The 26830-nt window shown below is 26.7% G+C and carries 29 protein-coding genes and 2 tRNA genes; 23 read left to right on the top strand and 8 right to left on the bottom strand.

Going from position 1 to position 26830, the window contains the following annotated elements; all coding sequences use genetic code 4:
- Window positions 1-9 precede the first annotated feature (9 nt).
- The 3 genes from V2E24_RS00020 to trpS are packed head-to-tail and all read right to left on the bottom strand — an operon-like array spanning window position 10 to window position 3166.
- Window positions 10-429, bottom strand: a complete 420-nt coding sequence (locus V2E24_RS00020; protein WP_330500381.1) for an MAG3450 family membrane protein — start codon at window positions 427-429, stop codon at window positions 10-12.
- Window positions 422-2164 carry a threonine--tRNA ligase gene (gene thrS, locus V2E24_RS00025; RefSeq protein ID WP_330500382.1) on the bottom strand — a complete coding sequence of 581 codons (1743 nt, stop codon included), beginning with the start codon at window positions 2162-2164 and terminating at the stop codon, window positions 422-424. The genes V2E24_RS00020 and thrS overlap by 8 nt, the downstream gene beginning before the upstream one ends.
- Window positions 2165-2173: 9 nt before the next feature.
- Complete coding sequence (gene trpS, locus V2E24_RS00030; protein ID WP_330500383.1) at window positions 2174-3166, bottom strand: tryptophan--tRNA ligase; 993 nt, start codon at window positions 3164-3166, stop codon at window positions 2174-2176.
- A gap of 757 nt (window positions 3167-3923) precedes the next feature.
- On the opposite strand from trpS, the gene V2E24_RS00035 reads away from it, so the two are divergent.
- From V2E24_RS00035 to V2E24_RS00045, 3 genes are all read left to right on the top strand, one after another.
- A tRNA-Cys gene (locus V2E24_RS00035) sits at window positions 3924-3998 on the top strand.
- A gap of 5 nt (window positions 3999-4003) precedes the next feature.
- Window positions 4004-4080: transfer RNA gene (locus V2E24_RS00040), tRNA-Arg, on the top strand.
- A gap of 93 nt (window positions 4081-4173) precedes the next feature.
- Window positions 4174-4869, top strand: coding sequence for a hypothetical protein (locus V2E24_RS00045; RefSeq protein WP_330500384.1), 696 nt, complete (start codon window positions 4174-4176; stop codon window positions 4867-4869).
- Here the strand turns inward: V2E24_RS00045 and V2E24_RS00050 are convergent.
- A complete protein-coding gene (locus V2E24_RS00050) occupies window positions 4853-5881 on the bottom strand; it encodes an Eco57I restriction-modification methylase domain-containing protein (RefSeq protein WP_330500385.1) in 1029 nt (342 codons plus the stop codon). The two genes, V2E24_RS00045 and V2E24_RS00050, sit on opposite strands and share 17 nt — an antisense overlap.
- Before the next feature lie 378 nt (window positions 5882-6259).
- Between V2E24_RS00050 and V2E24_RS00055 the strand changes: the two genes are divergently transcribed.
- Both V2E24_RS00055 and V2E24_RS00060 read left to right on the top strand, forming a co-directional pair.
- Entirely contained in the window at window positions 6260-6835 is a 576-nt protein-coding gene (locus V2E24_RS00055) for a hypothetical protein (RefSeq protein ID WP_330500386.1), read from the top strand.
- A gap of 163 nt (window positions 6836-6998) precedes the next feature.
- Window positions 6999-8024: an ATP-binding protein gene (locus V2E24_RS00060; protein WP_330500387.1), complete on the top strand. Its 1026-nt coding sequence runs from the start codon at window positions 6999-7001 to the stop codon at window positions 8022-8024.
- Window positions 8025-8112: 88 nt separating this feature from the next.
- On the opposite strand, the gene V2E24_RS00065 is transcribed toward V2E24_RS00060, so the two are convergent.
- From V2E24_RS00065 to V2E24_RS00080, 4 genes are all read right to left on the bottom strand, one after another.
- Window positions 8113-8664 (bottom strand): type III toxin-antitoxin system ToxN/AbiQ family toxin, encoded by a 552-nt coding sequence (locus tag V2E24_RS00065; RefSeq protein WP_330500388.1) that lies wholly within the window; start codon window positions 8662-8664, stop codon window positions 8113-8115.
- A 188-nt stretch (window positions 8665-8852) separates the two neighbouring features.
- The gene (der, locus tag V2E24_RS00070) at window positions 8853-10157 is read right to left on the bottom strand and encodes a ribosome biogenesis GTPase Der (protein ID WP_330500389.1); all 1305 of its coding nucleotides are present in this window, start codon (window positions 10155-10157) and stop codon (window positions 8853-8855) included.
- The gene (gene cmk, locus V2E24_RS00075; RefSeq protein ID WP_330500390.1) at window positions 10157-10822 is read right to left on the bottom strand and encodes a (d)CMP kinase; all 666 of its coding nucleotides are present in this window, start codon (window positions 10820-10822) and stop codon (window positions 10157-10159) included. The genes der and cmk overlap by 1 nt, the downstream gene beginning before the upstream one ends.
- An 11-nt stretch (window positions 10823-10833) precedes the next feature.
- Window positions 10834-11280 carry a hypothetical protein gene (locus tag V2E24_RS00080; protein WP_330500391.1) on the bottom strand — a complete coding sequence of 149 codons (447 nt, stop codon included), beginning with the start codon at window positions 11278-11280 and terminating at the stop codon, window positions 10834-10836.
- A gap of 51 nt (window positions 11281-11331) precedes the next feature.
- On the opposite strand from V2E24_RS00080, the gene ftsY reads away from it, so the two are divergent.
- The 18 genes from ftsY (at window position 11332) to V2E24_RS00170 (ending at window position 26817) form a co-directional block, all read left to right on the top strand.
- A complete protein-coding gene (ftsY, locus tag V2E24_RS00085; RefSeq protein ID WP_330500392.1) occupies window positions 11332-12324 on the top strand; it encodes a signal recognition particle-docking protein FtsY in 993 nt (330 codons plus the stop codon).
- The gene (locus tag V2E24_RS00090) at window positions 12317-12547 is read left to right on the top strand and encodes a sigma-70 family RNA polymerase sigma factor (RefSeq protein WP_330500393.1); all 231 of its coding nucleotides are present in this window, start codon (window positions 12317-12319) and stop codon (window positions 12545-12547) included. The genes ftsY and V2E24_RS00090 overlap by 8 nt, the downstream gene beginning before the upstream one ends.
- 61 nt (window positions 12548-12608) lie before the next feature.
- Window positions 12609-13016 carry a large conductance mechanosensitive channel protein MscL gene (locus tag V2E24_RS00095; RefSeq protein ID WP_330500394.1) on the top strand — a complete coding sequence of 136 codons (408 nt, stop codon included), beginning with the start codon at window positions 12609-12611 and terminating at the stop codon, window positions 13014-13016.
- A gap of 199 nt (window positions 13017-13215) precedes the next feature.
- Window positions 13216-14160: a hypothetical protein gene (locus V2E24_RS00100; protein ID WP_330500395.1), complete on the top strand. Its 945-nt coding sequence runs from the start codon at window positions 13216-13218 to the stop codon at window positions 14158-14160.
- A gap of 19 nt (window positions 14161-14179) precedes the next feature.
- Window positions 14180-14617: a transcription antitermination factor NusB gene (locus V2E24_RS00105; protein WP_330500396.1), complete on the top strand. Its 438-nt coding sequence runs from the start codon at window positions 14180-14182 to the stop codon at window positions 14615-14617.
- A 47-nt stretch (window positions 14618-14664) separates the two neighbouring features.
- Complete coding sequence (locus tag V2E24_RS00110) at window positions 14665-15090, top strand: hypothetical protein (protein WP_330500397.1); 426 nt, start codon at window positions 14665-14667, stop codon at window positions 15088-15090.
- 9 nt (window positions 15091-15099) lie between these two features.
- Complete coding sequence (locus V2E24_RS00115) at window positions 15100-16254, top strand: aminotransferase class V-fold PLP-dependent enzyme (RefSeq protein ID WP_330500398.1); 1155 nt, start codon at window positions 15100-15102, stop codon at window positions 16252-16254.
- Window positions 16244-16678, top strand: coding sequence for an iron-sulfur cluster assembly scaffold protein (locus V2E24_RS00120; protein WP_330500399.1), 435 nt, complete (start codon window positions 16244-16246; stop codon window positions 16676-16678). Before V2E24_RS00115 ends, V2E24_RS00120 begins: the two co-directional genes overlap by 11 nt.
- A complete protein-coding gene (locus tag V2E24_RS00125) occupies window positions 16659-17906 on the top strand; it encodes a Y-family DNA polymerase (protein ID WP_330500400.1) in 1248 nt (415 codons plus the stop codon). Before V2E24_RS00120 ends, V2E24_RS00125 begins: the two co-directional genes overlap by 20 nt.
- Window positions 17907-17914: 8 nt before the next feature.
- Window positions 17915-19021, top strand: coding sequence for a nicotinate-nucleotide adenylyltransferase (locus V2E24_RS00130; RefSeq protein ID WP_330500401.1), 1107 nt, complete (start codon window positions 17915-17917; stop codon window positions 19019-19021).
- Entirely contained in the window at window positions 19011-19721 is a 711-nt protein-coding gene (locus V2E24_RS00135) for a pseudouridine synthase (RefSeq protein ID WP_330500402.1), read from the top strand. Before V2E24_RS00130 ends, V2E24_RS00135 begins: the two co-directional genes overlap by 11 nt.
- Window positions 19708-20796, top strand: a complete 1089-nt coding sequence (locus V2E24_RS00140; RefSeq protein ID WP_330500403.1) for an MAG0770 family lipoprotein — start codon at window positions 19708-19710, stop codon at window positions 20794-20796. Before V2E24_RS00135 ends, V2E24_RS00140 begins: the two co-directional genes overlap by 14 nt.
- A 6-nt stretch (window positions 20797-20802) precedes the next feature.
- Window positions 20803-21276: a YhcH/YjgK/YiaL family protein gene (locus V2E24_RS00145; protein ID WP_330500404.1), complete on the top strand. Its 474-nt coding sequence runs from the start codon at window positions 20803-20805 to the stop codon at window positions 21274-21276.
- A 241-nt stretch (window positions 21277-21517) separates the two neighbouring features.
- Window positions 21518-21661, top strand: a complete 144-nt coding sequence (locus tag V2E24_RS00150; protein ID WP_330500405.1) for a hypothetical protein — start codon at window positions 21518-21520, stop codon at window positions 21659-21661.
- A 79-nt stretch (window positions 21662-21740) separates the two neighbouring features.
- Window positions 21741-23123: an ABC transporter ATP-binding protein gene (locus V2E24_RS00155; protein WP_330500406.1), complete on the top strand. Its 1383-nt coding sequence runs from the start codon at window positions 21741-21743 to the stop codon at window positions 23121-23123.
- On the top strand, window positions 23107-23958 hold the full coding sequence (locus V2E24_RS00160) for an ABC transporter permease (RefSeq protein WP_330500407.1): 852 nt from the start codon (window positions 23107-23109) through the stop codon (window positions 23956-23958). Before V2E24_RS00155 ends, V2E24_RS00160 begins: the two co-directional genes overlap by 17 nt.
- Window positions 23951-24850: an ABC transporter permease gene (locus V2E24_RS00165; RefSeq protein WP_330500408.1), complete on the top strand. Its 900-nt coding sequence runs from the start codon at window positions 23951-23953 to the stop codon at window positions 24848-24850. Before V2E24_RS00160 ends, V2E24_RS00165 begins: the two co-directional genes overlap by 8 nt.
- Window positions 24826-26817 (top strand): hypothetical protein, encoded by a 1992-nt coding sequence (locus V2E24_RS00170; RefSeq protein WP_330500409.1) that lies wholly within the window; start codon window positions 24826-24828, stop codon window positions 26815-26817. The genes V2E24_RS00165 and V2E24_RS00170 overlap by 25 nt, the downstream gene beginning before the upstream one ends.
- Window positions 26818-26830 lie beyond the last annotated feature (13 nt).

Here is a 26830-nt window from a genome sequence, read left to right on the forward strand (position 1 = left end):
TATTCTTAATTAATTATTGTTTGGTGACTTAAGATTTGTTTGTTTAGTTTTTAGTTTATTTGCAATATACATAAACAAAATAGTAGAAGCTATAAAAGGTAAAAGACAAACAAATCTGATTATTATATTTAAAGTTTCAGAATTAATTATAAAAGCGCTACATAAAAGCAAAGGCATAGTATAACTTAAACTTGAAACATCAATTTTGTTAAATTTATATAGTAAAACCCACAAGCATATAACACAGCTAACTCAAGCTAGTGTTATTGAAATTAAAATAACATTAGATTCAGACAACAATCAAATTTTATTAGCAATATACAAAATTACAGCAGGTAGCAAAATAGCTAATAAAACAAAAATAATTGCTGTATAGCGTTTTATTAAAATTTGCTTATTAAGCAAATTTTGTTTAATTTTATTATTCATACGAATTTTTTAATTTGACTAATTTTAAGATAAATTGATCAAGATCACAAGTGTGAGTTTCTTGTTTTCCATACTCACGATATGAAATTAAGTTTTCTTGTTGCTCTTTATCACCTAAAACTAAAATAAATTTAGCTTTAGACATTTGTGCTTCACGCATTTTTTTAGATAAACGTTCTTCGCGTAAGTCTACTTTTGATCTAAAATCTAAATCAAATAAGATTTGGTTAATTTTTTGAGCGTATTGAGCATGAGTTTTTTCATTAACAGGTATTACGCAAATTTGTTTAGGGGCTAACCAAAAAGGTAAATTACCTTTTTTTTGTTCTAACATTGTAGCAACAAATCTTTCATAAGTACCAATTAAACCTCTATGTAGCATTACTGGTGTTTCATCTTCGTTGTTTTTGTTTGTGAAAGAAATATTAAATCTTTGTGGAAGTAAAAAGTCTAATTGTAAAGTACTAATAGTAATTTCGTGACCTAAAGCTGTAAAAACCTGAATATCCATTTTTGGACCATAAAAAGCAGCTTCGCCGACTTTTTCTTCGTATCTAACGTCTAGATCGTTTAATACACTTCTTAATTCATTTTCAGCGTATTCTCACAATTTATCATCGTCATAATATTTAACCTTATCTTCTTTATCTCTTAAGCTTAAAGAAATGTAACTAATTTCTAATTTAAACACATCTAAAGTTTCTTTAATCATTTTATACATGTGTTTAAATTCTTCTCTAATTTGATCTTTTCTTAAAAATAAATGACCTTCAGTTAAAAGCATTCCTCTAACACGCTCAAGTCCAGTTAAAGCTCCTGATTTTTCATATCTATATAATTGTGATTGTTCACTGTAGCGAATTGGTAAATCTTTGTATGAACGTTTTTGGCTTTCAAAACATAAAATATGGTGCGGACATGTCATTGGTCTAGGGATTAATCTTTCATTTTCAACAACTATAGGCGCAAACATATCATCTTTATAATGTGCTAAGTGCCCACTTGTCACGTATAAGTGTTCTTCACCAAAGTGTGGTGTAAGCACTTCAGTAAAGCCATATTTACGATCCATTTTTAAAACGAAATTTCTAATTTCGTTGTGAATGTACATTCCATCTTCAAGTCAAAAAGGCATTCCTTGACCACCTAAACGATTGAACATAAAAAGGTTCATTTCTTTACCGATTTTTCTGTGGTCTCTTTCTTTACGATCTTTTAAAATTTCTAGATATTGTTGTAACTGCTCAGAAGTGTCTCAACTTGTACCATAAATTCTAGTTAGTTGAATATTATCACTATTTCCTCTTCAGTAAGCTCCGGCTAAATTAAGTAATTTAAAGTTTTTAATATTTTTAGTTGACTCAAGGTGATTTCCAGCACACAGGTCCACAAAAACCACTTCATCATTTAAAGGATCAACTAAAGCATAAAAAGTAATTACTTTATTTTGTGCTTTTAATTCATCATAAAGTTCTTTTTTGTAAGGTTTATCGCTAAAATCATAAGCTGATTCATCCACTTGCTTCATTATTAAATTTCTTGAAGCTAATTTTTTCATCATTTTTTCAATTTTAGGCAATTCTGTATCACTTAGAGGTTCTTTAAATTCAAAATCGTAGTAAAAACCCTCTTCAGTAGCAGGCCCAAAACCTAATTTTGTTTCGGGGTATAATTTTAAAATTGCAGCTGCTAAAAGGTGACTGCTTGTGTGATTTAGTTGCTTGTTAGCTTTCATTTATTTCTCCTAAAAACCCATTTTTTTCATTAATTTGCTAAGGGTATAATTTGCAGTTATTCTGGCTTTTTCAGCGGCTTTTTCAGTAATAGAATCAACCATTTCTAAAGCTTGCTTATAGTTATTTTGAATATCAATTAATAGTTGTTTTACAACGGTTGCTACTTCTATTTTAAAGTCTTTGTAATTGTAATCTTTAAAATATTCACACGCTTGCTCAAGCGTGATATTTTTTAAAGATGCGTAAATATTTAGTAAATTTACAACACCTGGTTTTTCATCACTAATATAAATTTTATTTTCACTATCTGTTACACTTTTAAGAATTTTTTTGTAAGCACTTTCAGGATCTTCTAATAAATAAATTGTTCCTTTTTGTGAGTGTTCGCTTTTAGACATTTTTGTTGTTGGGTCGCTTAATGATTTAATTCTAGCGCCAACTTCAGACACATAAGCTTTAGGAATAATAAAATCACTTTTATATTTATTATTTAATCTTGTTGCTAAATTGCGTGTAAGTTCTAAGTGTTGCGTTTGATCTTCGCCAACAGGAACTAAGTGTGGATTATATAATAAAATATCTGCTGCCATTAGTGTTGGATACATTAATAATCCTGTAGGAATTTTTTCAGTTCCGTTTGCTTGTTTGATGGCTTTTTGACTTTTATCTTTAAATTGCGTCATTCTTTCTAATTCGCCCAAAGAAGTTTCGCAAGTTAAAAGTCACTGTAACATACCATGTTCTTGAACTTGAGATTGGTAAAAAATTGTACATTTATTAGGATCCAATCCACATGCTAAATATAAAGCGACAACCTCTTTTCTTCTTTTTAGTAATTCTTTAGGATTATTATCACCCATAGTTAAACTATGCAAGTCAGCCACAAAAAAATATGAATCATATTCTTCTTGTAGATGTAAAAAGTTTCTTATTGCACCAATGTAATTACCCAATGTTAAATCGCCTGTAGGTTTAATCCCACTAACTAATCTTTGTTTCATAAAAACTCCTAAAAATATATTTATTATTTTATATTTTTTTGCTCAAAAAATTGAAATTTTAGTTATGAATTTAATAAAAATACCGATATTTAAAACATTTATAATTATCCAATTGCTTTTAAGTTATGTTTTATTGTATAAATGAATTTATAAATATAAATGTAAAACTAAAGTTTAACTCAAACAGATCATTTTATTTTTAATTTCAAAAGCTCGATACTATTTTGCTTAAAAATAAAAATGACAATAATTTTAAAAAATAAATAAACAATTAAACACTTAAATTAATAACTAAATTTACAACAAAGTTTCAAACTTTTACAAAATGTTTTATCTTTAAAATAGTTACTTTATGATACATATATTTGTTAATTTGCATTTCTTGGGTAGTTTCTTGAGTAATTTCTTGGGTAATTAAGCGCTTTCTTGGGTAGTTTCTTGAGTAATTTCTTGGGTGTTAATTAAATCCAATTCTTTTAAAATAACTTTTTTATTTATAAGCATAATAAGTCAAAAAAGTGTCGCTAACGTTAGTTATTTTTTTAAGAGAACACAATTAATAAATTTTTAGATATTTTATATAACAGTGATTTTTAATTTAAATTTATTGATTTTTTATTAATAAAAACTTAATTGAACACAAATAGTTTTAAAACAAAAGTGCATAAATCAAAAATATAAAAATTGTTCTTATCATTTATCAAAAATATGGTATTATTATTTTGCACCATTAATGGTTATGCTAATAATTAATGATGGCACCATAGCCAAACGGCCAAGGCATGGGTCTGCAAAACCTTGATTACGGGTTCGAATCCCGTTGGTGCCTCCAAATATGCGCTCGTAGCTCAATTGGACAGAGTGTCAGGTTACGGCCCTGAAGGTTGCGGGTTCGACTCCTGCCGAGCGCGCCATATCATTAATGACCAAAAACATCCAAATAATTTGGATGTTTTTTCTTTATTTTATTGCGTGTTAATATCTTTGCTTTTAATATAATTAAGTTAATGAAATATAAATTAAATGATTATGATTTAGTTCTTCAAAATCTCATTGATGAACTAAAAAAGGAAAATATATATTTTTCTAAATCAAGTTCTGATGGAAGATTAAACTCAATTATTAACGAGATAGAGATAGTTGAAGTTTTACTTAAAATATATAAAAGAATACCAATTTTTAATAAGTGAAATCTTTCTTTATCTGCTCATCCTACACCAAGATATTGGTACGATATTTTAATAAGTGACCCAGAAAAAGAATTCTACTGTCCTATAAACATAAAAATAACTAATTTAAATAAAGCTTCGGCTGATAATATAAGTTCTAAGGAGGGTCTTTATTTTTCTTTAACTGGTGAAATTAAAGAAAAATGTCCTAATTCTTGATCCGAATATCTTGAACTTTTATCAAAAAATATTAAAGAACACGAGCGTGATTATTATTTTTTGGTTTTTGACAAAATCGATAATAAAAAAATTATATTTAACTCTATGAGAAGAATAAAATCACTTACACCAAATGGAAATAATCTTCCGTTTCAGTGCAAGTGATTTGATAATACAATTCCATATAATAGAAACTTTGAGGAAGCTCAAAATTTTCTTATTGAAAATTTATATATAAGCATTAATAAGCGAGCCAAAATTTTAGAAGATTTTAATAACGCTTTTAAAGAGTATATTGCTAAGATTCAAAAATAGCACTTAATACACTTTGACTAAAATGATATCTTCCATCTCTAAGAATTCCCATTTTTTCTCAATTCATATTATTCAATCTATCAATAATTTGGTAAGTTTGTTTTTTAGAACAATTTACAAATAAACTCAAAACAGAAGCATCATAATAGATAAATTGATTTTTATTTTGAAAGTCTAATAAATAAAAAGGTTTTGTGTTTCTGGTTTTGCAATTCACAAAAATTTGATAAGTAAAATTATCAGGAGCCTTAGGTACTGCTCTTATTCATTTTTGTGGCTCATACAAAATTGATTTAAGTTTTTTTGTTCTTTCAGTTGAAGAAACTACAAAATCACTTGAACCCTTTATTAATTTTTCATTAAAACCTGATGCTCCACCAACTTTAACGATTATTTTCGAATCAAAATGTTCTTTTTTACCAAAAATAATTTTCCCGTTAGCTAGAAAATAGTCTTTTTTGTCTGGATGATTTTCTTGTTTGACAATTTTAATTATTGCAGTAGGAATAGATGCGTTTTCTCAAACGTTTTCAGCGATTAATTCAAAATGAGTAATTGAAAAATCTTTATAAATTAATTCATTTAACTTTTTTGAACTAGAATTTGTAAAAACAGATGCGGGAACAATTCAAATGAGCTCCCCATTTACATTTAAATCGTTTAGTGCTTTTTCTAAAAAATATAAATATAAATTAGGTTTATGAATCAAAATCGTATTTTTAGGTTTGTCGCTAATATTTTTAAAATCAACATATGGGGGATTTCCAATAATTACATCAGCCTTAAAGTTTGTATCAAAATATGATTTTATAATTGCTCCTTGGTGTGCAATTTTTGTATCAATCTCTACACCAATAACGTTTTTAAATTTTTTTGTTAAAGGATGATAAAAATTACCTGAACCTGAACTAGGTTCTAAAATTAAGTTTGGATTTGTTTTAGAAATTAGTTTTATCATTTTATCAACTATAAAAGCTGGTGTAAAAACTTGTCCTAGTAATTTCTTATCCATTTTTAACCTCTATATTTATATTTTTATCTAACATTAAATAATTTAACATAAGTATATTTTAATCATATCTATATATTTCACCAACAAAATAATATTTTAAAAAAATTTTCCTAAAGATTTATTTTTTTCATTTATATTCTTGTTTCAAGAACGCCAAAATAAAATAAATTAAAATCCTCCGCGACTCGTGCCAAAAAGTTAAATAATTTTAAACAAAAATGAAAAAATTAATTTTTATGGAAAATTTATTGCATTTTTCTATTTTTTGTTTTTTTGTAATATTATAAAAATGAGGGGTAGTAATTTGAATAAAAAACAAAAAAGAGCTAAATTTTCTAGCCCTAGACAATTACACGAAAGAGAAGAGTCAACTTTAACATGAACAATAAAAAATTAATTAGAAAACCCAGTATCATTTTCTTAATAATTTGATTACTTTTAAGCGTAATAACAAATATTGCTTTGGTTAGTTCCTATGTAAGCGGAAAATTGGATGATATATATGTTTTCACATATTTACATTCAATTAACCTTTTATTGACAGGTATTTTGGTCATTGCCAGCGTTATAAAATTAGACTTTTTAAAATTTAATTTCAAAGAAAAATTAAAATCTAAAGTTTGATTCAATGTATTAATTAATGTTATTTATGTAATTTTTTTCTTTTTATTTATAGCAGTTATTTTTGCGACTATATACAATTCTTTTCACTATTATGAAAAGGTAACTGAAACTAATAATGTAAGTAATGATCCTCGCTATCAAAATATTAGCCAAAGATACATATATATTGAATTCAGTGTGGAATATTGATTATTTTTAGTTGTTTTATCATTAGCATTAATTATTAAGAAAAGTTTAAATATCAAAAAAACATATAAATTTGTATTACCGTTTTACATTCAAAAAAACAAAAATGATTCAATAACTTTATATACAAAAACAACACAATAAAAGTGTTGTTTTTGTATAAACAGATACCGATTAAAAACAATTGTACTTTAATTAACTTTGGTGAATAAATATTTTGTAAATATATAAAAAATTAATTTTGCTGCAAAAAATCTTTTTTGTTTTAATCATTCTATAATTAAAACACAATAAAATGGTGGTTTTTATGACAAAAGGTAACATAATTAATTTAATTAAGTATCATAGTGAAAACAATGATATAGCTTTTAGAAAAGAAGCATATATTATTGCAGATGAGTTTGATAAAAGTGGCGATTTTGAATTATCTAAGTATATTATGTCTTTAATGAGTGGTAATAATGTTTGAACTACCGCATACGAAATAGATAATATTCCTTTTCTAGAAAAAGTTACACTTAATACTTCTTCCTTACCTTTACCTAGTGTTATTAATGACGAAATTATAGGAATAATAAACGCATGCAAACACAATGTTGGTGTTAATAAATTTTTATTTGAAGGATTACCAGGAAGTGGTAAAACTGAATCCACAAAACATATAGCCAGAATTTTACAAAGAGATTTGTACAAAGTGAATTTTAACACTTTAATAGATAGCAAATTAGGTCAGACCAACAAAAATATCGATTCTTTATTTAAGGAAATTAATAATTTATCCGCACCTGATAAAATAATTATTTTGTTTGATGAAATTGATGCGTTAGCGCTAGATAGATTAAATTCTGCCGATATAAGAGAAATGGGTAGAGCTACAAGTGCAGTTTTAAAGGGGTTGGATGAATTGGATGAAAAGATATTGTTAATAGCGACAACTAATTTATATGAATTTTTTGACAAAGCTTTAAAAAGAAGATTTGACAAAGTAATTAATTTTGATCGCTACACATATGAAGATTTATTAAGCGTAGCTCTAAAGATATATGAGGAATTTTTAGTTAAATTTAATAATTTAGCAAGTAACAAAAAAGTATTTCAAAAAATTATTAAATTGTACAAAAACATTCCGTATCCAGGCGAATTAAAAAACATTATCAAAACATCTTTAGCCTTCAGTAATTTTGATGATAAATACGATTATCTACGAAAACTTTATTTTAACGTAACAAAAAGTAATCAACTTGATGTTGAATTTATGAAAAAATCAGGTTTTACATCAAAAGAAATTGAACTTTTAAGTGGTGTTTCAAAAAGCACATTAACTCGTGACTAAAAGGTAACTAAAAATGATAGTGAATATAAACCAGGACAGTAAAAACTGACAATTTCTGGTCAACTTTTACTGTCCTGGTTTATTAGTTTTAATGAACTTTTTTATAGTTTTTCGCGAAATTCTCGAGTTTTTGATAATCACAAAAACCTAAAGGCACTTTGTTTTTATTTTTTTGTGTTAAATAATTTTTTAAAGCGCTTTTAATGATGTAATCTTGCTGAGATTTGCAAAAATTAAATTCTTTTATCAATAGTGATTTATATTTTAAATCACTTATTTGCTCAAAATCAATTAGTTTAAACATCCCTTTAGCCACCGGAATCATTTTTTTAATATCTAAAACAGCCAAATAATGCAATTGAGTATTTGGTTTTTGTAAATCACATTCTTTTATTTTTATTTGCTCGTAAATCAAAATCTGCTGATTAGTTTTTTTAGGCAGTTTGTAATGCTTGAGTTTAAAAGAAGTTAATGGAATAAAGTAATTTTGATCTGATATATAAACCAATATCCCTAAATATGGTTTTGGCGTGTGTTTATAATTGTTGTTAAAATAAACTTCTTTATCTATTTTGGATATTTGCTCCAAGTAAGAATAATTTATTTCGTATAAACCAAATTTATCAATTTTTGCAACCATACGTTCCTTAAAAAATAAAAGCAGGAATTTATCCTGCACCTTTAAAATCTCGCATTTTTCACACGGTAGCGAAACACCAATCTTAAAATCTCGCATTTTGAACACGGTAGCGAAACACCAACTTTATATAAAAATTTTACTATTGTTTTTTTGGTTAACTCAAAATAATTTAAAAAAGTTTTTTAAATTTATTCTAATCCAGATTTGTTTTTATAAATAATTCTAATAGGGCAACCTTTAAAGTTAAAAGTTGATCTTAATTGATTTTCTAAAAATCTTGTGTATGAAAAGTGGACAAATTTTTTGTTGTTAACATAGAAGTTAAATGTTGGGATTTTATCAAGTGTCTTTCTAACAAAATAAATATTTAATCTTCCACCGTTATATGGCGCTGAAGGTTGTATCATTTGTGTTTCCATAACAAATTTACTTAAAAGTGATGGTTTAATATCTCTAGTTAAATTCTCACGAACTTCATTTAAAGTATTTTCTAATTTATTTAATCTTTGATTGTATTTAGCGCTTATAAACACAAAAGGTACTCACGGCACAAAGTGTAATTTATGTCTTAAGTTTTTTTCGTATTCAGCCATTGTGTTAGTTTGTTTTTCTACTAAGTCTCATTTGTTAATAACAACAATTATAGGTTTGTCGTTTTCTAAAGCATAACCAATAATTCTTGCGTCAAAGTGACTAATTTCACTCGTAGCATCTATTACTATTAAGCTTAAATCAGATTCACTTAAAGAATTCATTGCACGCATTAATGCATAATGGTCAACACTTTCGACTAATTTTGACTTACGCATAATTCCAGCAGTGTCAATAACATTGTATTGTTTATCACCGATAGTAACTACACTTTTAACGCTATCTCTAGTGGTTCCGGCAATTTCACTAACTATAGATCTATTTTCTTTTGCTAAATTATTTAATAAACTACTTTTACCCGCGTTAGGTCTTCCGATAATACTTAATTTAAATAATTCAGGGTCATCAGAATTTTCAAAGTCTAAAAATTCAACACACTTATCTAAAACCTCTCCTACACCTTCACCATGAAGCGCACTAATGGGGAAGATAAAATCTGCCCCTAATTTATATCAACTAAAATCAAAATTTTGGTTAGATTCTAGTTTGTTGGCTGCGATTATGATAGGTTTGTGACTTTTTCTTAAAATACTCATAATAAAAGCATCATCATTAGTCATTTCCATTAAACCATCAATTAAAAAGATAATAACATCAGCCTCTTCAATAGCTATTTTAGCTTGAATTTGGATTTGTTCTTGAAAGGGTTTGTTTTCGATTTCAATTCCACCTGTATCAATGATATTTAAAGTGTGCCCAGATCATTCAACTTTTTCGTATAATCTGTCTCTAGTGACTCCTGGTTGATCATAGACAATAGAAACTTTTTTACCTACTAAACGGTTGAATAAAGTACTTTTACCAACATTTGGTTTACCTATTAAAGCAATTGTATTTTTCATTATTTAGCCCTTTCATTTACTATCGAAATTATTTCATTAACCACTTCATCAAAACTCATAAATGTACAATCAATTTCAATTGCATCTTCAGTCTTATGTAATGGATCTACTTCGCGATTCATATCTTGTGCATCACGCATTTTAACTTCGTATAAAACTTCTTCATAATTGGTTTTATAACCCATTTCTTCGTTTTGCGCCACTCTTCTTCTTGCTCTTTCTTCAGGTTGAGCTCATAAAAATATTTTAACTTCTGCGTGCGGCAATAATTTAAAGGTAGTATCTCTTCCATCAACTACAAAACCTTTTGTTTTTTTAGTCATATGTTGCACATAATCAACAACAAAATTTCTCACTTGTTGATATTTAGCCACCTTAGCTGCTGCTTGAGATACATAATCGGCTCTAATATCATGTGAAACATCTAATCCATATAACCAAACGCTTTCGTCTTTTTTAATTTCAATCATCCCTTTTTCTAACGTTTTTAAAACTTCTTCTTGGTTAAGTAATTCCGCATTATGTCTAACTGCATTTAGTGCAATAGCTCGATAAATACTACCACTATTAATTGGGCAATATCCCAATCGTTTAGATAATTCTTTGCTTACTGAACTCTTACCAGCACCACTAGGACCATCAATTGCTATATTTACTTTTTTCATAATCACCACCTTTAAATGTACACTTGTTTAACTTTTATTTCACTTGTATTTTTTTTCTTTTTCTCAACTAATTCTTGTTTTTTTATTAAATTAAGAATTTGATTAAATTCATTTGATGAAAATTTATATGTATCTAAAAAAAAGTCATTTTGTTCAATATCAATTTTTAGTAATTCAAAATCGTACTTTAAATATTCTAATAAAAATTCCAATTTAAGCAGATCGTTATTCAAATTCGATAATTTTTGGGTTTTTGAATTAACGTCATATTCTGAAATTGGAATTTTTGAATTATTTAATTTTATATTAATGTTATATTCTTGACTAAATTTATTAATAATGTTTTTAAATGCTGAGTCGGTTATTAAAGATAAAGAGGCCAAATCCTCTAAATTATAAGTGTCGATGTTTTCTAAACTATATTTTTTTTCAATTTCTTTAATATCACTTTCACGCATATATATTCTAAATTTTACATAATTATTTTTAAAATATTCTAAAATATTAATATGAATTTTTTAAAGAAACTTACTAATAAAATTTTTAATAAAAACAGCAAAGACCAAAGCCCAAAATTTAACACTTATAGTGAAGGTTTAGCAAAAACTTCTTCATTAGGAAAACAAATTTTAGAACTTCAAAATAAACATCATCAACTTGATCAAAAATATTTTGAGGAGTTGGAAGAAATTTTAATTATGAGCGATATTAACTATTTTTTAGTTGAGCAAATTGTTGAAAATATTAAAAAAGAAGTTAAAATCAATAAAATTTCAGACCCAAAATTAATTGGTGAAATAGTCGCTGAAAGTTTATTTATAGCTTATACAAATAATACATTAATAGATACTAACTTAAATTTTCAAGATCAAAGATTAAATGTTTTTATAATGGTTGGTGTTAATGGTTCAGGAAAAACAACATCAATTGCAAAATTAGCATATAAATATAAAAATATGAACAAAAAAGTTTTAATAGCTGCAGCAGATACTTTTAGAGCTGCTGCTGTTGAACAACTTAGTGAGTGAGCTAGCAGAATTGGTGTTGATATAGTTAAACCAGATGAAAAAACAAAAGATCCTAGCGCAGTTGTATATAAAGCCTTAAAACAAGCTAAAGAAAACAATTATGATCTTTTAATTATCGATACAGCCGGAAGATTACAAAACAAAGTTAATTTAATGAATGAATTAAATAAAATGGTTTCAGTTGTACAAAAATTTGAGCCTAGTGCTCCACATGAATCTCTTTTAGTTTTAGATGCAACCACTGGACAAAATGGATTAATGCAAGCTAAAGTATTTAAAGAAGTAGCAAATTTAAGTGGAATTATTTTAACTAAATTAGATGGAAGTAGCAAGGGTGGAATTGTTTTAAGTATTAAAAATGAATTTGATCTTAATGTCAAATATGTAGGTTTAGGTGAAAAATTAGAAGATTTACAAGAATTTGATTTAGATTTATTTATTTACCATATGACAAAGGATCTAACTAATGCCTAGTAATTTACAAGATATAGAAACTATAGAAGAGTACACACTTTTATTCGAAAAGTACCAAAATTTTTTAACACAAAACCAAAAACAAGTTTTTATGCTTTATTTTTTTGAAAATTTAAGTTACTCAGAAATAGCTGAAATTATGGCCACAAGTCGCTCAGCAGTTTATGATACTTTGAAAAAAGCAATGACTAAATTAAAAAAAATAAGTGTAAATATTTCCTAGTTTCAGAAGTTTTTTTAATTAAATAAAGCTTTTATGTGATTTTAAATGTTAGAATTTTTTCATGTTTAAAAAATCAGTATCACAAGCTAAAGGTTTCTTTAAAAAAGGAAACATCTTAATGTTAGCTATAGGATTGTTATTAGGAACAGTTTTCTCTGCATTAGTTGCTAGTTTAGCAAACGATGTTATTATGCCAATTATTTTTAAACAATTATCTTTAGGTGACGTAGATAAAACACAAAGTCCTTCAGGAGCTTTCTGAGGAAAATTCTTTGGAGCTTTAATTAACTTTTTAATCGTATCTGCAGTATTATTCGTTTTCTTAGTTACTTACTTTGTAGTAATTAACGCAATCGAACACCAAAGAAATAAAAATAAACCAGCACAAGAACCTGCACCAGCTAAACCAACTACAGAAGAATTAATCCTAGAACAATTAAAACTAATGAATGAAAACCTAAAAAAATAATAAAACAAGGAGAATAAATTCACTAAAATGGTCATTTTTGTGGCCATTTTTTATTTAAAACTAAAGTTTTAATAAAAACAATAATGCTCTTTTATTTTTGTTTTATAATTTTGATGATTTTATAATCAATGTTTTTGAATTTTTTTTATCCTTTGGATAAACATTTAAGCAAAAATAAAAAATAAAAGAGGTAATTATTATGAAATGATTCAATAAAAATAAAAAAAATCACGACAGCACGAGTATCGATTTTAAAGATTCTCAAGCAATGACTATAAAAACACCAAAATTTTTAAAATTTAGATTAATTGAGATACCTATTTCAGCTTTTTTGGTCGCATTAAGCTTGATTGTAGGTGCAATTGTCAAATTTACACCATTAAGATTTTTAGGATTAAATAGCGATATAGAGTTAGTTTTTTATACACTTATGGGCTTTTTCTTAAATCTTTTTCCAGCTATGATTGCTGCTTTTGTTAGCGATTTTATTAGTGTTTTATATACTGGAGGACTAGGTACATATTTTTGAACATATGCACTAGTTCCACCACTAGCGGCAGCATGTAGTTATTTATTTTTTAGATTAATAAGATCTAAATTCACTAATTTAAAGTTAATTTTGCCAAATTTAATAATATTGGTTGCATCTGTGGTTATGATCGCGGTTGTGCAAGTTAAAATTTCTGAAACTAAAGTTGATTCAGGTAGTTTAAGTGTTAGATTAATTGAAGGAAGAAATAATCCATTAAGATTTTTAAATAATGTTCCTTTTGTTGTATTTTACTCACTTATTACAATCTTAATTTTGTTAAATTTCTTTTCGTGAGCACTCACAGGTTATTATTACATTTTCAGAGAACAAAAAAGCTTATTGACACTTAATTCATTTACTGTTTTAGTGTTTATACTACTTGTTTTTAGATGAATTTGAGGACCAATTGCTTTTATTGAGTACTTCAACGCTTATATAGCTAAGTCAAATAATGTTAAATCATATGGTAAAGATTATTTAATCATTATGGTTCCAATCGTTATCAAAAGTTTATTTAGTTTAGCTTTATTTACACCGATTTTAATTTCTATGATCGTTCCGTTTGAATGATTATACAAACGTTATTTACAAAACAAATATAGTATTTATTAAAAATATTTTAAGGAGCACCATGAACAAATCACGCCGTCACAATAGAGTTGAGGTAATTCAAGTATTATATAAATATATGTTATTAAACGAAACTATTGATGCTATTGAAGCTTTTCATGAATTTGATTTTTTAGAAGCTGAACAAGTTCAAACCATTGACAAAATAGCTAAAAACTTTGAAAGTTACAAAAAAGTGATTATGTCTTTTAATCGTCAAGAGCGTTCTTGAGAAAGAATTGACCCTATAATAAGGGCTATTTTGTTAAATGCTGCTAATGAATTAATCACAATTCCACCTAAAATTGTAATCAACGAGGCGTTAGAAATTACAAAATTATTTTTTAAAAATGACCCTGAGTGTGACAAATTAAAAAATTTTGTTAATGCATTATTACAAAACATTTACAAATTTATTGTTTTTAAAGCTTCACAAAAAAAAGAAAATAATAATCAATAATGCTCCATTGACTAGAAAAAATTTATCGCAAAATTCAAGCCAAAAAAATGGCTTACAAAATCAATTTTTATAAAGAGGCTTTAAAAATCTCAGCTACTTTTTTTTCGGATAATTCTATAGCGCAATTAGATTTGGAAAAAATAAATAAAATTTTAGTTCAGAAAAGATTTAAAAATTACAAGCAATTAGTGTCTTTTTTAACTGCAAGTGTCGAAGAAAATGCTCACAAACAAGTGCTTAATGATTTTTTTCATTTTTTTGTATTGCAAACATACAAAAAACTAAAAACAAAAAACATTATTTTTCATATAAAAGTTTTTAGGAATAATCCATATTGAATTAGAAATAAACAAAATGATAAATATGACTTAGATAAAGAAAAATTATTTCATTATTGAAGATTTTTGGATTTTATCAAAGATTATCCAAAGTCAAATACATATATAGTTAATTTACTAACTTACCTAAAATAAGAGGTCAAAGTGAAAGAAAATTTAATTAGACAACAATTTCCTATTTTAAAAGAAATAGTTTATTTTGATAGTGCAGCTTTAGTTTTAAAACCTCTTAGAGCTATTGAAGCTTCAAATAATTTTTACTTACACAATAGTATATCTTCGCGTACGGCCGATACACCAAAAGGGATCATAGTTAATCAAAAAATTAACCAATTAAGACAAAAGGTTGCGGATTTAATTGATACAAAAAGCGATAATGTAATTTTTACAAGTGGCACAACTGATTCGCTTAATATTTTTGCTTCTATGGCTAAGCAAATTTTAAAAGAAGGTGATGAATTTTTAATTAGCGCTTATAATCACTCTTCAAATATTTTGCCTTGAATTGAAATTTGTAACGAAACAAAAGCTAAAGTAATTATTTCTGAAAATATTTTGCAAGATATCAACCCTCAGACTAAATTTATTGCGCTAAGTCAAGAAACAAATAATTTTAATCTCGCTTTAGATTACGTTAATATCTATAAAAAAGCTAAAGAAAATAACGCTTTTGTGATTAATGATGCAGCTCAAGCGATAGTTCATCAAAAAGTTTCGATGAATTATTGTGATGTTGTAGTTTTTAGTTCAAATAAAATGTATGGACCTACTGGAATGGGTGTTTTAGCTGTAAAAGATCAAATTTTAAAGCAAATAAAACCAACACGCTTTGGCGGTGGAAGTGTTCATGAAATTAAAAAAGATAATACTTGAATAGCGAAAGAAACTATTCAAGTATTTGAACCAGGCACACCTAATTTAGCTGGTATTTTTATGTTTGATGAGGCAATTAATTTTTTAAACGAATTAACTTACGCCAAAACTGAGCAAATTCTTCGGGAATTAAGTTTTTATCTTCATGAAAAATTAGCTTCTTTAGAAAATGTAACACTTTACACACAAAAAGGTGATTATATAGCTTTAATAAATGTTAAAGGTGTCAATTCACAAGATGTTTGTACATATTTAGGGGAAAGAAATATTTATACTATTTCTGGGATTTTTTGTGCTCCATATCTTAGAAATATTAAAGATAGTTTTTCTTATTTACGTATAAGTTTGGGTGTTTACAACACAAAAGAAGATATTGATAAATTAATTTTTGAATTAAAAAACGGAGGTGATTTTTATGCATTTTAATGATAATTTAGCTAGAGAAGTAATAATGAAAAGCTATATTAGTCCTGAAAACAAGGATAATTTGGAAAACAAGCAAAATATTATTACTAAGTTTTCAACTACATGTGCTGACAAATTACAATATGTTTTTGAAGTTCAAAATAACGTTATTAAAAATTTAAATTTTGATGCACAAGGTTGTGCAATTTTTTTAGCTAGCACTGATATTTTATTTTCTACAATTAAAAATAAAAGTGTTGAACAAGCGCTAGAAATTATAGATATTTACAATAATTTTGTTGATAATAATGACTCAATAACACAAGAACAATTGCAAAAAATAGGTAATTTATGAGTGTTTTTTAATGTCAAAAAACACTTAAATAGACTAGTTTGTGCACGTTTAAGTTCTAATTCGCTAAAAGATGAATTATCTAAAAAATAATAAAATTATTTTTCATGTTGATTTTGATTCATATTTTGTCAATGCTTCGTTAGTTCATTTTCCTAGTCTCAAAAATAAAGATATAGTTATTAGTAGAAAAAATGATAATTCAATTATAACTAGTGCCAGCTACTCACTTAAAAATATCGGTATAAAAGCGGGTATGCCTTTGTGAATGGCTAGAAAAATTAAAAGAGATTTTATTGTAATTGAACCAAAACTAGGACTTTATTCAGCTTACAGCGCAAAGATTTTTGAATATGTATCAAAAAAATATTGCAAGCATATGGAAGTGGCTAGCATCGATGAGTTTTATTTAGATTTAACAAATAAAATAACAAATAAAATTGAGGCATTAGAATTTGCTAAAGTATTACAAAATGATATTTTACAAACATTCAAAATACCTTGCACAATCGGAATAAGTTTTAGTAAGTTTTACGCAAAAATGACAACAAATTTAATTAAACCTTTTAATTATAAATTTGTTGCTTATGAAGATATAAGTGATATTTTTTATGACTTAGACATAAGCGAAATACATGGAGTAGGTAAAAATACAGAAGCTATTTTAAGAGAGATGGGCATTAATAAAATTGGTGATTTAGCCAAAAGAAAAGATTTTGACATCCACATTAAAGAGGCTTTGGGTATTGTTGGTTGAAAATTAATTTCTGAAGTGAAAGGGTATGGAAATGAGCAAGTAGCTTCTAAGGCTGCCGAGTACAAAGTTATAGGTAATGAAACTAGTTTTTCGCACCAAGGTTGTGATGATTATTGAACTTTAATCGATACTCTTAAACAACTTACTAAAAAAGTTTGTTTAAGGGCACAAAATAGAAATTTAGTTGGTGATTCTATTGTTTTAATCAATAAGAAAAATCATAAAAAATGAACTAATAAATCAGTTAGATTAGATGAATTCACCAATGATTATGAGCAAATAATTCAAAAAGCTATTGGCTCTTTTAGAAAAAATTATAATGGCGAAGCACTTAAGGGAATTGGTATTAGGCTTTGCAATCTACACAACAATTCAACTATTAAAAAAAATATTAGTATTTTTGAGGCTAACAGTGTTGTTAATAATAATTCAAAAGTTATCAGTATAATTGAAGATATTAATAATAAAATGGGTGAAAGAGTATTGAACACATTAGAAGAAAGTTCAAAAGACAAAACCAAACACCTACCACAAAAAAGATTTTTGTTGGAAGATTTGGATTAGGAGAGATAATGAGAAAAATAGGAATATACGGCGGTAGTTTTGACCCTGTACACAAGGGTCATACTAAAATGATGAAGGAAGCGATTGATTTATTAGATTTAGATATTTTAAATGTTGTTCCAGCTTTTATATCGCCTTTTAAAACTAAAAAAGATAACGCTAAAGCTGAAGATAGAATCAAAATGTTAGAATTAGTTTTACCACCTAAGGCGCAAATATGTGATTTTGAGATCAAAAGAAATAACGTCAGCTATACAATTGATACAGTTAAATATATCAAAAATAAATATCCTGATTGTGAGCTTTATCTAATAATTGGCAGCGATAATTTAACAAAATTACATAAGTGAAAAGACATTGATTTAATTGCTCAATTAGCCAAAATAGCTGTTTTAAGAAGATCTAAAAACATTAACAAAATCAATCTTAAAAAATACAATGGTATTTTATTAAATAACAAAATACACGAATTTTCTTCAAGTGAATATAAAAAAGGTGCTATGGATACTGTCGCTAGCTCTGTAGCTGAGTATATTGGTCACAATTTATTATACGCAAAAGATATTGTTCATAATTGTTTAAGCGCCAAAAGAGCAAAACACTCACAAGCTGCTGCGACTTTTGCTGCTAATTTAGCTAAAAAGCATGGTTATGACGCAAAAGTAGCTTATCATGCTGGTTTGTTTCATGATATTGCAAAAGAGTGAAGTGCACAAAACTCAACTGCATATATGCAATATTGCAATGTTGATCCTAATCAATACAAAAAATTTCAATATCACCAAATTTGTGGTTATTTATGATTAAAAAATGAATATAAATGTGACAACCAAGAACTTTTACACGCTATAAAAGTTCACACATCCATGGAAGATTTAGGCGATACTAATTTATCAACATTAGATAAAATCGTTTACATAGCAGATAAAATTTGCGAAGGACGTAAATATCCAGGTATTCAAAAAGTAAGAGAATTAGTTTTTGAAGATTTAGATAAAGGTTTTAAGGAAGTTGTTAAAAACAACCTAATTTTAGAAAAACAAAAAGGTACCAAATTTGATGCTTTAGCTCAAAGTGTTTATAAAAATATTTTAGGAGATGAATATGAATGTTAGATTACAAAAATTACTTTCGCAAGCTGGTATAGCTTCGCGTCGCGAAGCTGAATCGCTTATTTTAAAGGGTGTTGTTAAGGTAAATGGTAAAGTTGCTAACCTAGGTGATAAAGCTTCATTTAAAGATAATGTTACTGTTAATGACATTCCAATTCAAGAAGAAAACAAAGTTTATTTTGTTTTAAACAAACCTCCTAAAACAATCTGTTCACTTAAAGATAATTTTAATCGTCCTTTAGTTACAGACATAATCGATACACCTTATAAAGTTTTTCCTGTAGGTAGATTGGATTACGATACAACAGGTGTTTTATTAATTACAAATGATGGTGAATTAGCAAATAAACTTATTCACCCTAAATACGGGATTATTCGTAAATATCGTGCGAGATTAGACAAACCTTTAACTGATGCGGAGTTAAAATTATTAAACAAACCAGTTATGATTAAAAATGCTTTATCTTACCAAAGTGTTTTTCAATTAGATACAAAAACATATTTAGTGAGCTTAAGTGTCGGTACTTATCACCACGTTAAAGAATTATTTATGAGTGTTAATCGTAAGGTTATTAATCTTAAAAGAGTTGAATTTGCTGGCTTAACTGTTGAGAAAATTCCTGTTGGTGAATACAGAAGATTAAATGGTAAAGAATTAAAAATGTTAAAAAACTTAACTAGAGAAGCTAATGTTAAAGAATAAGACTAAATTTAAAAAAATTCTGTTTTGCTTAATTACTGTTTCTTCGATGCCGATTTTTTTAAGTTCATGTTCAAGTACTTTTGATAAAAAAGTACAAACTCAACAAGATCTTTTAATAAAAAATGTAAGAAATATTAATTCTCAACTTTCACAAAAATGAGATGAATTTAGTAATTTTATTTCTAATAAAAACAAATCAACTCCTAGTCAAAATATTGAATTTTACTACTTAAAAATAGCTCAACAAGCTCAAGAAGTGGCAAAAAAATTCAACGACTTATCCAAATTTTTATCTACTCAAAAATATGGAAGTGAATTTGTATTTGTAAACAATTGAAAAAATTTAATTACTGATAACAAAGATGAAAATTCTTTATTTCAAATTATGGACAAATTTAACTATATCAACTCTGATTTAATGAAATTAGTTAAAGATAAAGAAGACTTAAAAGACAGCTATTATAAATCCTTAATTGATGAAATAAAACTATTTTTAGATATTGAAGATGGTAGATACTTTATTAACAATAAAGAACAAATAATTAAAATGATTCTTGAAATTAAAAATTTTGAGCAACCTAATTCACAAACTTTAGATCAATACTCAAAAAATTGATTTAATAAAAGAATTGAAAATGTTAATTATGATTTAATCAAAGCTTTTGTTGAAAATTCTAGTGATTTTGAACAAAAAGCAACATTCCACTCTCATGCAATCGGTAACATTTTTAGAGAGTGAGTTTATGTGGTGGTTGAAAAACAAAATCCAGATTCAAGTGTTAATGGTTTAGATAACCTTGAAAAATTTATTAATGATGTGGAAGCCAACAAAGATCAAAATAATTTATTTATTTACCAAGCTGATTTAAAACAAAATTTCGACAATTTAAAAGAAGCTGTACAACAACTAAAGGCAGCTATTTTAGAAATATCAAAAGGTTTTAATGGACACTTTCCTATTAGTAAAATTTTAGAGTTTTTCATTGATCAAAATGACCAAAATCAATATACATCAGGTTATTTTGGAGTTTTAAATAGTTTGCTTTTTGATTTATATAATCAACTTAAAAAGTAGGTGTGAATGATTTTTGACAACATTAAAAATATTAGTAAATACCAAAATTTAAACGCTGATATTAAAGTTGCTTTAGAATGAGTAAAAAATAATCCTAATTACAAAGAATTAGTAAATGACATCTTTTATATTAAAGACAACATTTTTATTGTTAAAAAAACTCTACAAACAACTTCTTTAGATCAAGTAACATGTGAATATCATTATAATCAAATAGATATTCACCTATATGGCACTCAAAAAGAGTACATCGCTTTTTGTGATTATGACAAATTGGACTCAAGTGTTAAATACATTAAAGAATATGATCCACAAAGTGATTTAGCTTTATTTTCGTTTAACAGACCTGATAATTTAGTTTTACTTCAACCAAATTATTTTGCTTTATTTTTTGAAAAAGAAATACACTGTCCTAAAATTAGATACAACAACACAAGTGAAAGTATTGATAAATTCATTATTAAAATAGTTAAAAAATAGCATAAACACCTTAAATTAAGGTGTTTTTTTAATTCTTGTGTTTTTTGATGTTAAAAACACAAGAATAACACTGCAAAAGCAGCAAAAGTTAAAAATTTTATTTTTTGACAAAATAAAAAAATAACGATGTTGTTTTTGTTGTTATTTTTTTGACATTAACAGCTATTTTATAGTTAAAAAAGTCAATAAAAAAAATTAAAAAAATATCTTGAAAAAAACATATTTTAATATAATAAATAACATGAAAAATATAGCTAATTTACTAAAGGAATCTCGTTTAAAAACAAGAAGTATTCTTGTTTGTTTTTGCGATTTAGAATACCCTTTATTACAATTTAGCGCTGAAGAATTTAGTAAAGATTTATTCGATTGTGCCTCCCTGTAGAGCATGCGTGAATAAATTTTTAATTTATTCATAGTGCTCCGTTTTGATATTACTTTTTTATTAAGAAAGGGGTTTAGTGATGCAATCAAATAAAAATGCAAAAAATAATAAAGCTATCATCGAACTTAAAGAAGTTGTTAAGCAGTTCGATGAAAAAATCGTTTTAGATAATGTCGACTTAAAAATTAATAAAGGAGACTTTGTTACACTTTTAGGTCCTAGTGGTAGTGGTAAAACTACAATTTTACGTTTAATTGGTGGGTTTGAATGATTAACCCGTGGAGAAATATTTTTTAATGGTAAAGACATTAAAGATTTACCAGCGTACAAAAGAAATCTTTCGACAATTTTCCAAGATTACGCTTTATTTCCTCATTTGAATGTTGAAGGAAATATTCGTTATGGATTAAAACTTAAAAAAGTTAGAAAAGAAACAATTGACAGCAGACATGTGCAATTGTTAGAAAAAAAATTAAGTCAATGAAACTTTAAAGCTCAAAGTAAAATGAAAGAACTTGATAAATTACAAGAACAATATGAAAATGAACTTGAAACATTGACACCCGGAACATATCAATACAAAAAACGTCAAAATTGACTTGATGATTCGGATTTTAAATATAGTTATTGAGAAAACTATGTAGCTCTTAAAAAAGAATCTTTTGAAAATCGTTATTTCAAAAGAAAAATGTCTAAAAAAGAAATGGATGAAAAAATTTCTAAAATTATTGATTTAGTAGGTCTTAAAGGTAACGAAACAAAACCTATTACATCTTTAAGTGGAGGAATGCGTCAACGTGTTGCCTTAGCTAGAAGTTTAGTTATTGAGCCTGAAATTTTACTTTTAGATGAACCTCTTAGTGCTTTAGATGCAAAAATTAGAAAAAAAATGCAAGTTTTATTAAGAAGTGTGCAAAAAGAATTAGGACTAACTTTTATTTTTGTTACTCACGATCAAGATGAAGCTCTAGAGTTATCTGACAAAATTGCTGTTGTTAGAGATGGAAAAATCGAACAATATGACTCACCTAAACACATTTATGACTACCCAGTTAATAAATGAGTGGCCACATTTATTGGTGATTCAAACATATTTAATGCAAAATTCTTAGGTGATAACAAAGTTGAATTACTTAATAAAGAATTCAAAACAGTCCATACAGAAGAAGAATTTGCAATTGATCAAGAAGTGGATGCTTTAATTAGACCTGAAGATATTGACATCACAAATAAATCTGAAAAAACAAAAAACAAAATTAAAGGTGTTGTTAATGAAATGTCTTACAGAGGAAGTTATTACTTTATTGAGGTTATCAGTGAAGATGATGATACTTTTTATGTTGAAACATCTAAGAAATTTGAAGTCGGTGAAACAGTATATTTAAGCTGAACAATTGATTCAATTCATTTAATGGCTAAAGATAAAAAATGGGATTACGAATCTAATGTTTTCAAGAATTAATTCTAAATTACATTTAAACAAAAGATTATATTTGTTAGTACCATTTTTAGTCATTACAATTTTACTTATTATTTTACCGATTATTTTAATTATCAACAGCTCCCTTAGACCACTTGAGAGCAATGGCGAGTTAAATGATAATTGAGAATTATTAAAACAACCAACAACCTGAACAATTATCTTTAGAAGTTTAAGAATTGGGATTTGATCAAGTATTTTATGTTTAGTGGTTGGATTCCCTTATGCTTATTTTGTCTCAAGTTCAGATTCTAAGATTTTTAAAATTTATGCAATTAGCTTAATTTTAAGTCCTTTAGCAATTTTTACTATTGCAAGAATTTATTCAGTTAGAACATTTTTTGTTAATGTTGTTGATAGTGAATACATAAACTCATTAAATAGCGAATGATTCTTAGTTATAGGTCTTTTTTACTTAAATTTACCGCTTATGGTTATGCCTTTATACACTGTTTTAAAAGATATGCCCAAAAACATTTTAGAAGCTAGCGCTGATATGGGATACAATACTTTCCAAACATTATTAAAAGTGGTTGTTCCGTATTCACTTAAAGCGATTTTAGCTGGTTTTGGAATGATCTTTTTAAGCAGTGCCACAACATTTATAGTTAGCGCTAAACTACTACCAAATGGTTCTCAACACCAAACTATTGGAGATATTATTAACTCTAGAATTAATCCTGGTAACCCTTTTGATTTAGCAAAAGGAAGCAGTTTAGTTATTGTGGTTTCAGGAATATTTATTGGTATATATAGTTTAGTTTTAGTTTTACCTAGAATTATTATGAAGTTTAAAAAAGGGGCTTATTATGAGTAAATTAGTCAAAATTTTAAAACATTCATATATTTACATAATTTTAGGTTTAATGTACATTCCTTTAGCTACAGGTGCGCTTTTTAGTTTTAATGACAACTCTAAAAAAGGTGGTTTTTTAACTAATTTTGACCGTTTTACTTTTAAACATTGAGCTAATTTATTTGAAGATGGTAGAGATATAGCTTTAGTCAATTCAGTAATTATTGCGATTTTAGTTTCAGTAATTGTTATTACTTTAAGCTTATTAACCGTTTATTCAATTTACAAACAAAAAACTAAATTTATAAGAGGATTTGTAACAGGTAATTCTAACATCCCTTTAATTAATCCAGATAACATTACAGCTATAGGATTAGTTTTATTTTTTGGAGCTTTATTTGGAGTTATCTCAAGTGACTCAGAAGGATTGTGAAGAGTTATTATTGCCCAAACTATTATGGCTCTGCCATATGGAATTAGTTTAATGCTCCCAAGAAGTGATAAATTTAATTGAAACTTATTTGAGGCTAGTCAAGATTTAGGATATTCTCCATTTAAAAGTTGATTTAAAACTTATTTTATATACATGATACCTTCAATTATTATGGTATTTATTGTTACTTCATTTTTAAGTATTGATGATTTTATTATCACAAGAACAGTTTCAAATACAACAACACTTGGATTGAAACTTTATGAAGGAGCTTTTGAGCCTTGAGCGTTAGTTCTAGGAACAATTCTTTTATTATTCACATTAGTTGGAAATGCAATTTATGTTATTGTTAAAAAAGCAAGTGTAAGTAGAAATAAAATTGTTGTTTTAGACACAAATGTCATTAAAAAAACAAGAAAAAATAAAAATAATAATTTAAAAACTAATACAACAAAATGAAAAAAAGAAGCATTAGAGTAACTCTTTTTGCTACACTTGCTTTATTAGCCGCAATTATTGGTGCCTTTTCTACAGCTTTAACACTTAAGTACAAAACTCCATTTAGACCAAGCTTTTTTAATTACAAAGCTTCAATGAGCAAAAGAAATCAAGAGTTAGTATTTAAAACTTTTGATTACAAACAATTTTCCGAAATTAACGAATTTACAGTCGCTTTGATTAATAATCACGCTGTTGCGGGAATAGGAACTGACTATTTAGCAGCCAGTTTAATCAAAAGAGGTGTTTTAAAGAAAATTGATTATGCCTCACTTTTAGATATTCCAGATTTAAAAGAAGATGAAGTTGAAGAAGCTTTAAAAGTTATTTTAGCTCCTGAAGTTTTTAATCACTTACAAAAATATGATCAATTTTTAAATCAAAATAACACAAGCGACAAAAAAATTCATTTATATGATTACTTTTTTCCTTATTTTGCTCAAGATGCAGTTATTGCATATAATCCTTTAAAAGTTCAAAACGCTTTTAGTGAATCAAATGAAGGAAAAATAGATTTTGAAAGCGAAACAAAACGCCTAAATTTAGAGGGCGATGCGCATAAAATGATTAATATTTTAAAAGTTTTAAGCGCAAATAACTACAACAAATGAGTTATAACTGATGCTGTAAGAGATAATATGCTTTATGGTTCAGGTTATGATTTACCAATTAACTCTGATAAAAGAACAGATGAAAATTTCACAGGTAAGGTAGATGTTGAAAACTACATTACCTTAATTGATAACTTCAAAGACCTTATTAAAGATGGAACAGGTTTTGATGTTAAAGATACAAATAATATATCTTTCAAAGGGGATGGATTAGAAGTTTTAAACAACCTAATCAGCCCAAGTGAAAAAAATGCCAACGTTACAATTATGTATAACGGGGATGCTATTGATGCTTATTATAGCGAAGACAATAATAAAGATGTTGAAGCTGGTACAGCAATCAAAATCATAAGACCAAACAAAAATATATTCTTGGTAGATGGTTTAGTTTTAAGTTCAAGTATTGATGTTGAAAATGAAAAACAATACTTGCGTAATTTATCTCAAAATGTCTACAAAAACGCAAATAAAGCTTATTTGCAGTATAGAAATTTAAAACAAATTTATCCTAATTATTCATTTGAGCAACTTAGAAAAATGGCTCAAATAAAAGCTGAAGAATCATATTTTAACGACTGACAAAATCCATATTTTGAAAGTGTAATAAGCGAATATTATTCTGAAGATGATTCAAATTCAGTGAAACAAGCGTCAAAAAATTTAACAGATAATTTAAACCAAAAACACTTTGAAATAGCACTAAAAAGTGAAGATGAATATCTTAACTTTTACAAGGATGTTATTTATTCATATTTTGAAAATCTTTTGGAAAAATTCAAAGAAAGTGTCGGTGAAATTAAATTACAAGATTCTGAAAAAATTGCGGATAAATTAAAAGACAATAAGCAATTAATCTTATTTTATGATGCTATTGTCAAAATCTTAGATAAAAATGAAACACAAACACAAAAACAAAAAACCAATGATGATTACCAAAATAGTAATTTAAGCGAAGCTTTAAATAAAGAATTATTAAGTGAAGAACAAATTCTAACCTTTTTAGTAAATACTTATTCATGAGTTGACTTAAGTTATGGTGATGATGATGGGGATCACAAAAATGATTTACCTAAATGAAAACAAAGTTTATGAATGGATAAATACACAAATATAGATAATTTTGACTATATTAATTACTCATTAGTTATTGATGCGGATAAACGTTTTATCTATAAAAACTACTTCTACGATGGAGATGGTGAAGATAACCAAGAGTTACAAGAGATGTTTAAAATTACGCCTGATAGTGATGATTCAGTTCATGAAGCTTTAATGCCAGTTGATGGTTACTTAAATAGTGCCATAGCTACTGAATACTACAAAAAAACAAAGTCATAATATTTACAAAGGG

The sequence above is a fragment of the Mycoplasmopsis ciconiae genome (assembly GCF_036350065.1).
Taxonomy (GTDB): Bacteria; Bacillota_I; Bacilli_A; order Mycoplasmatales; family Metamycoplasmataceae; genus Mycoplasmopsis; species Mycoplasmopsis ciconiae.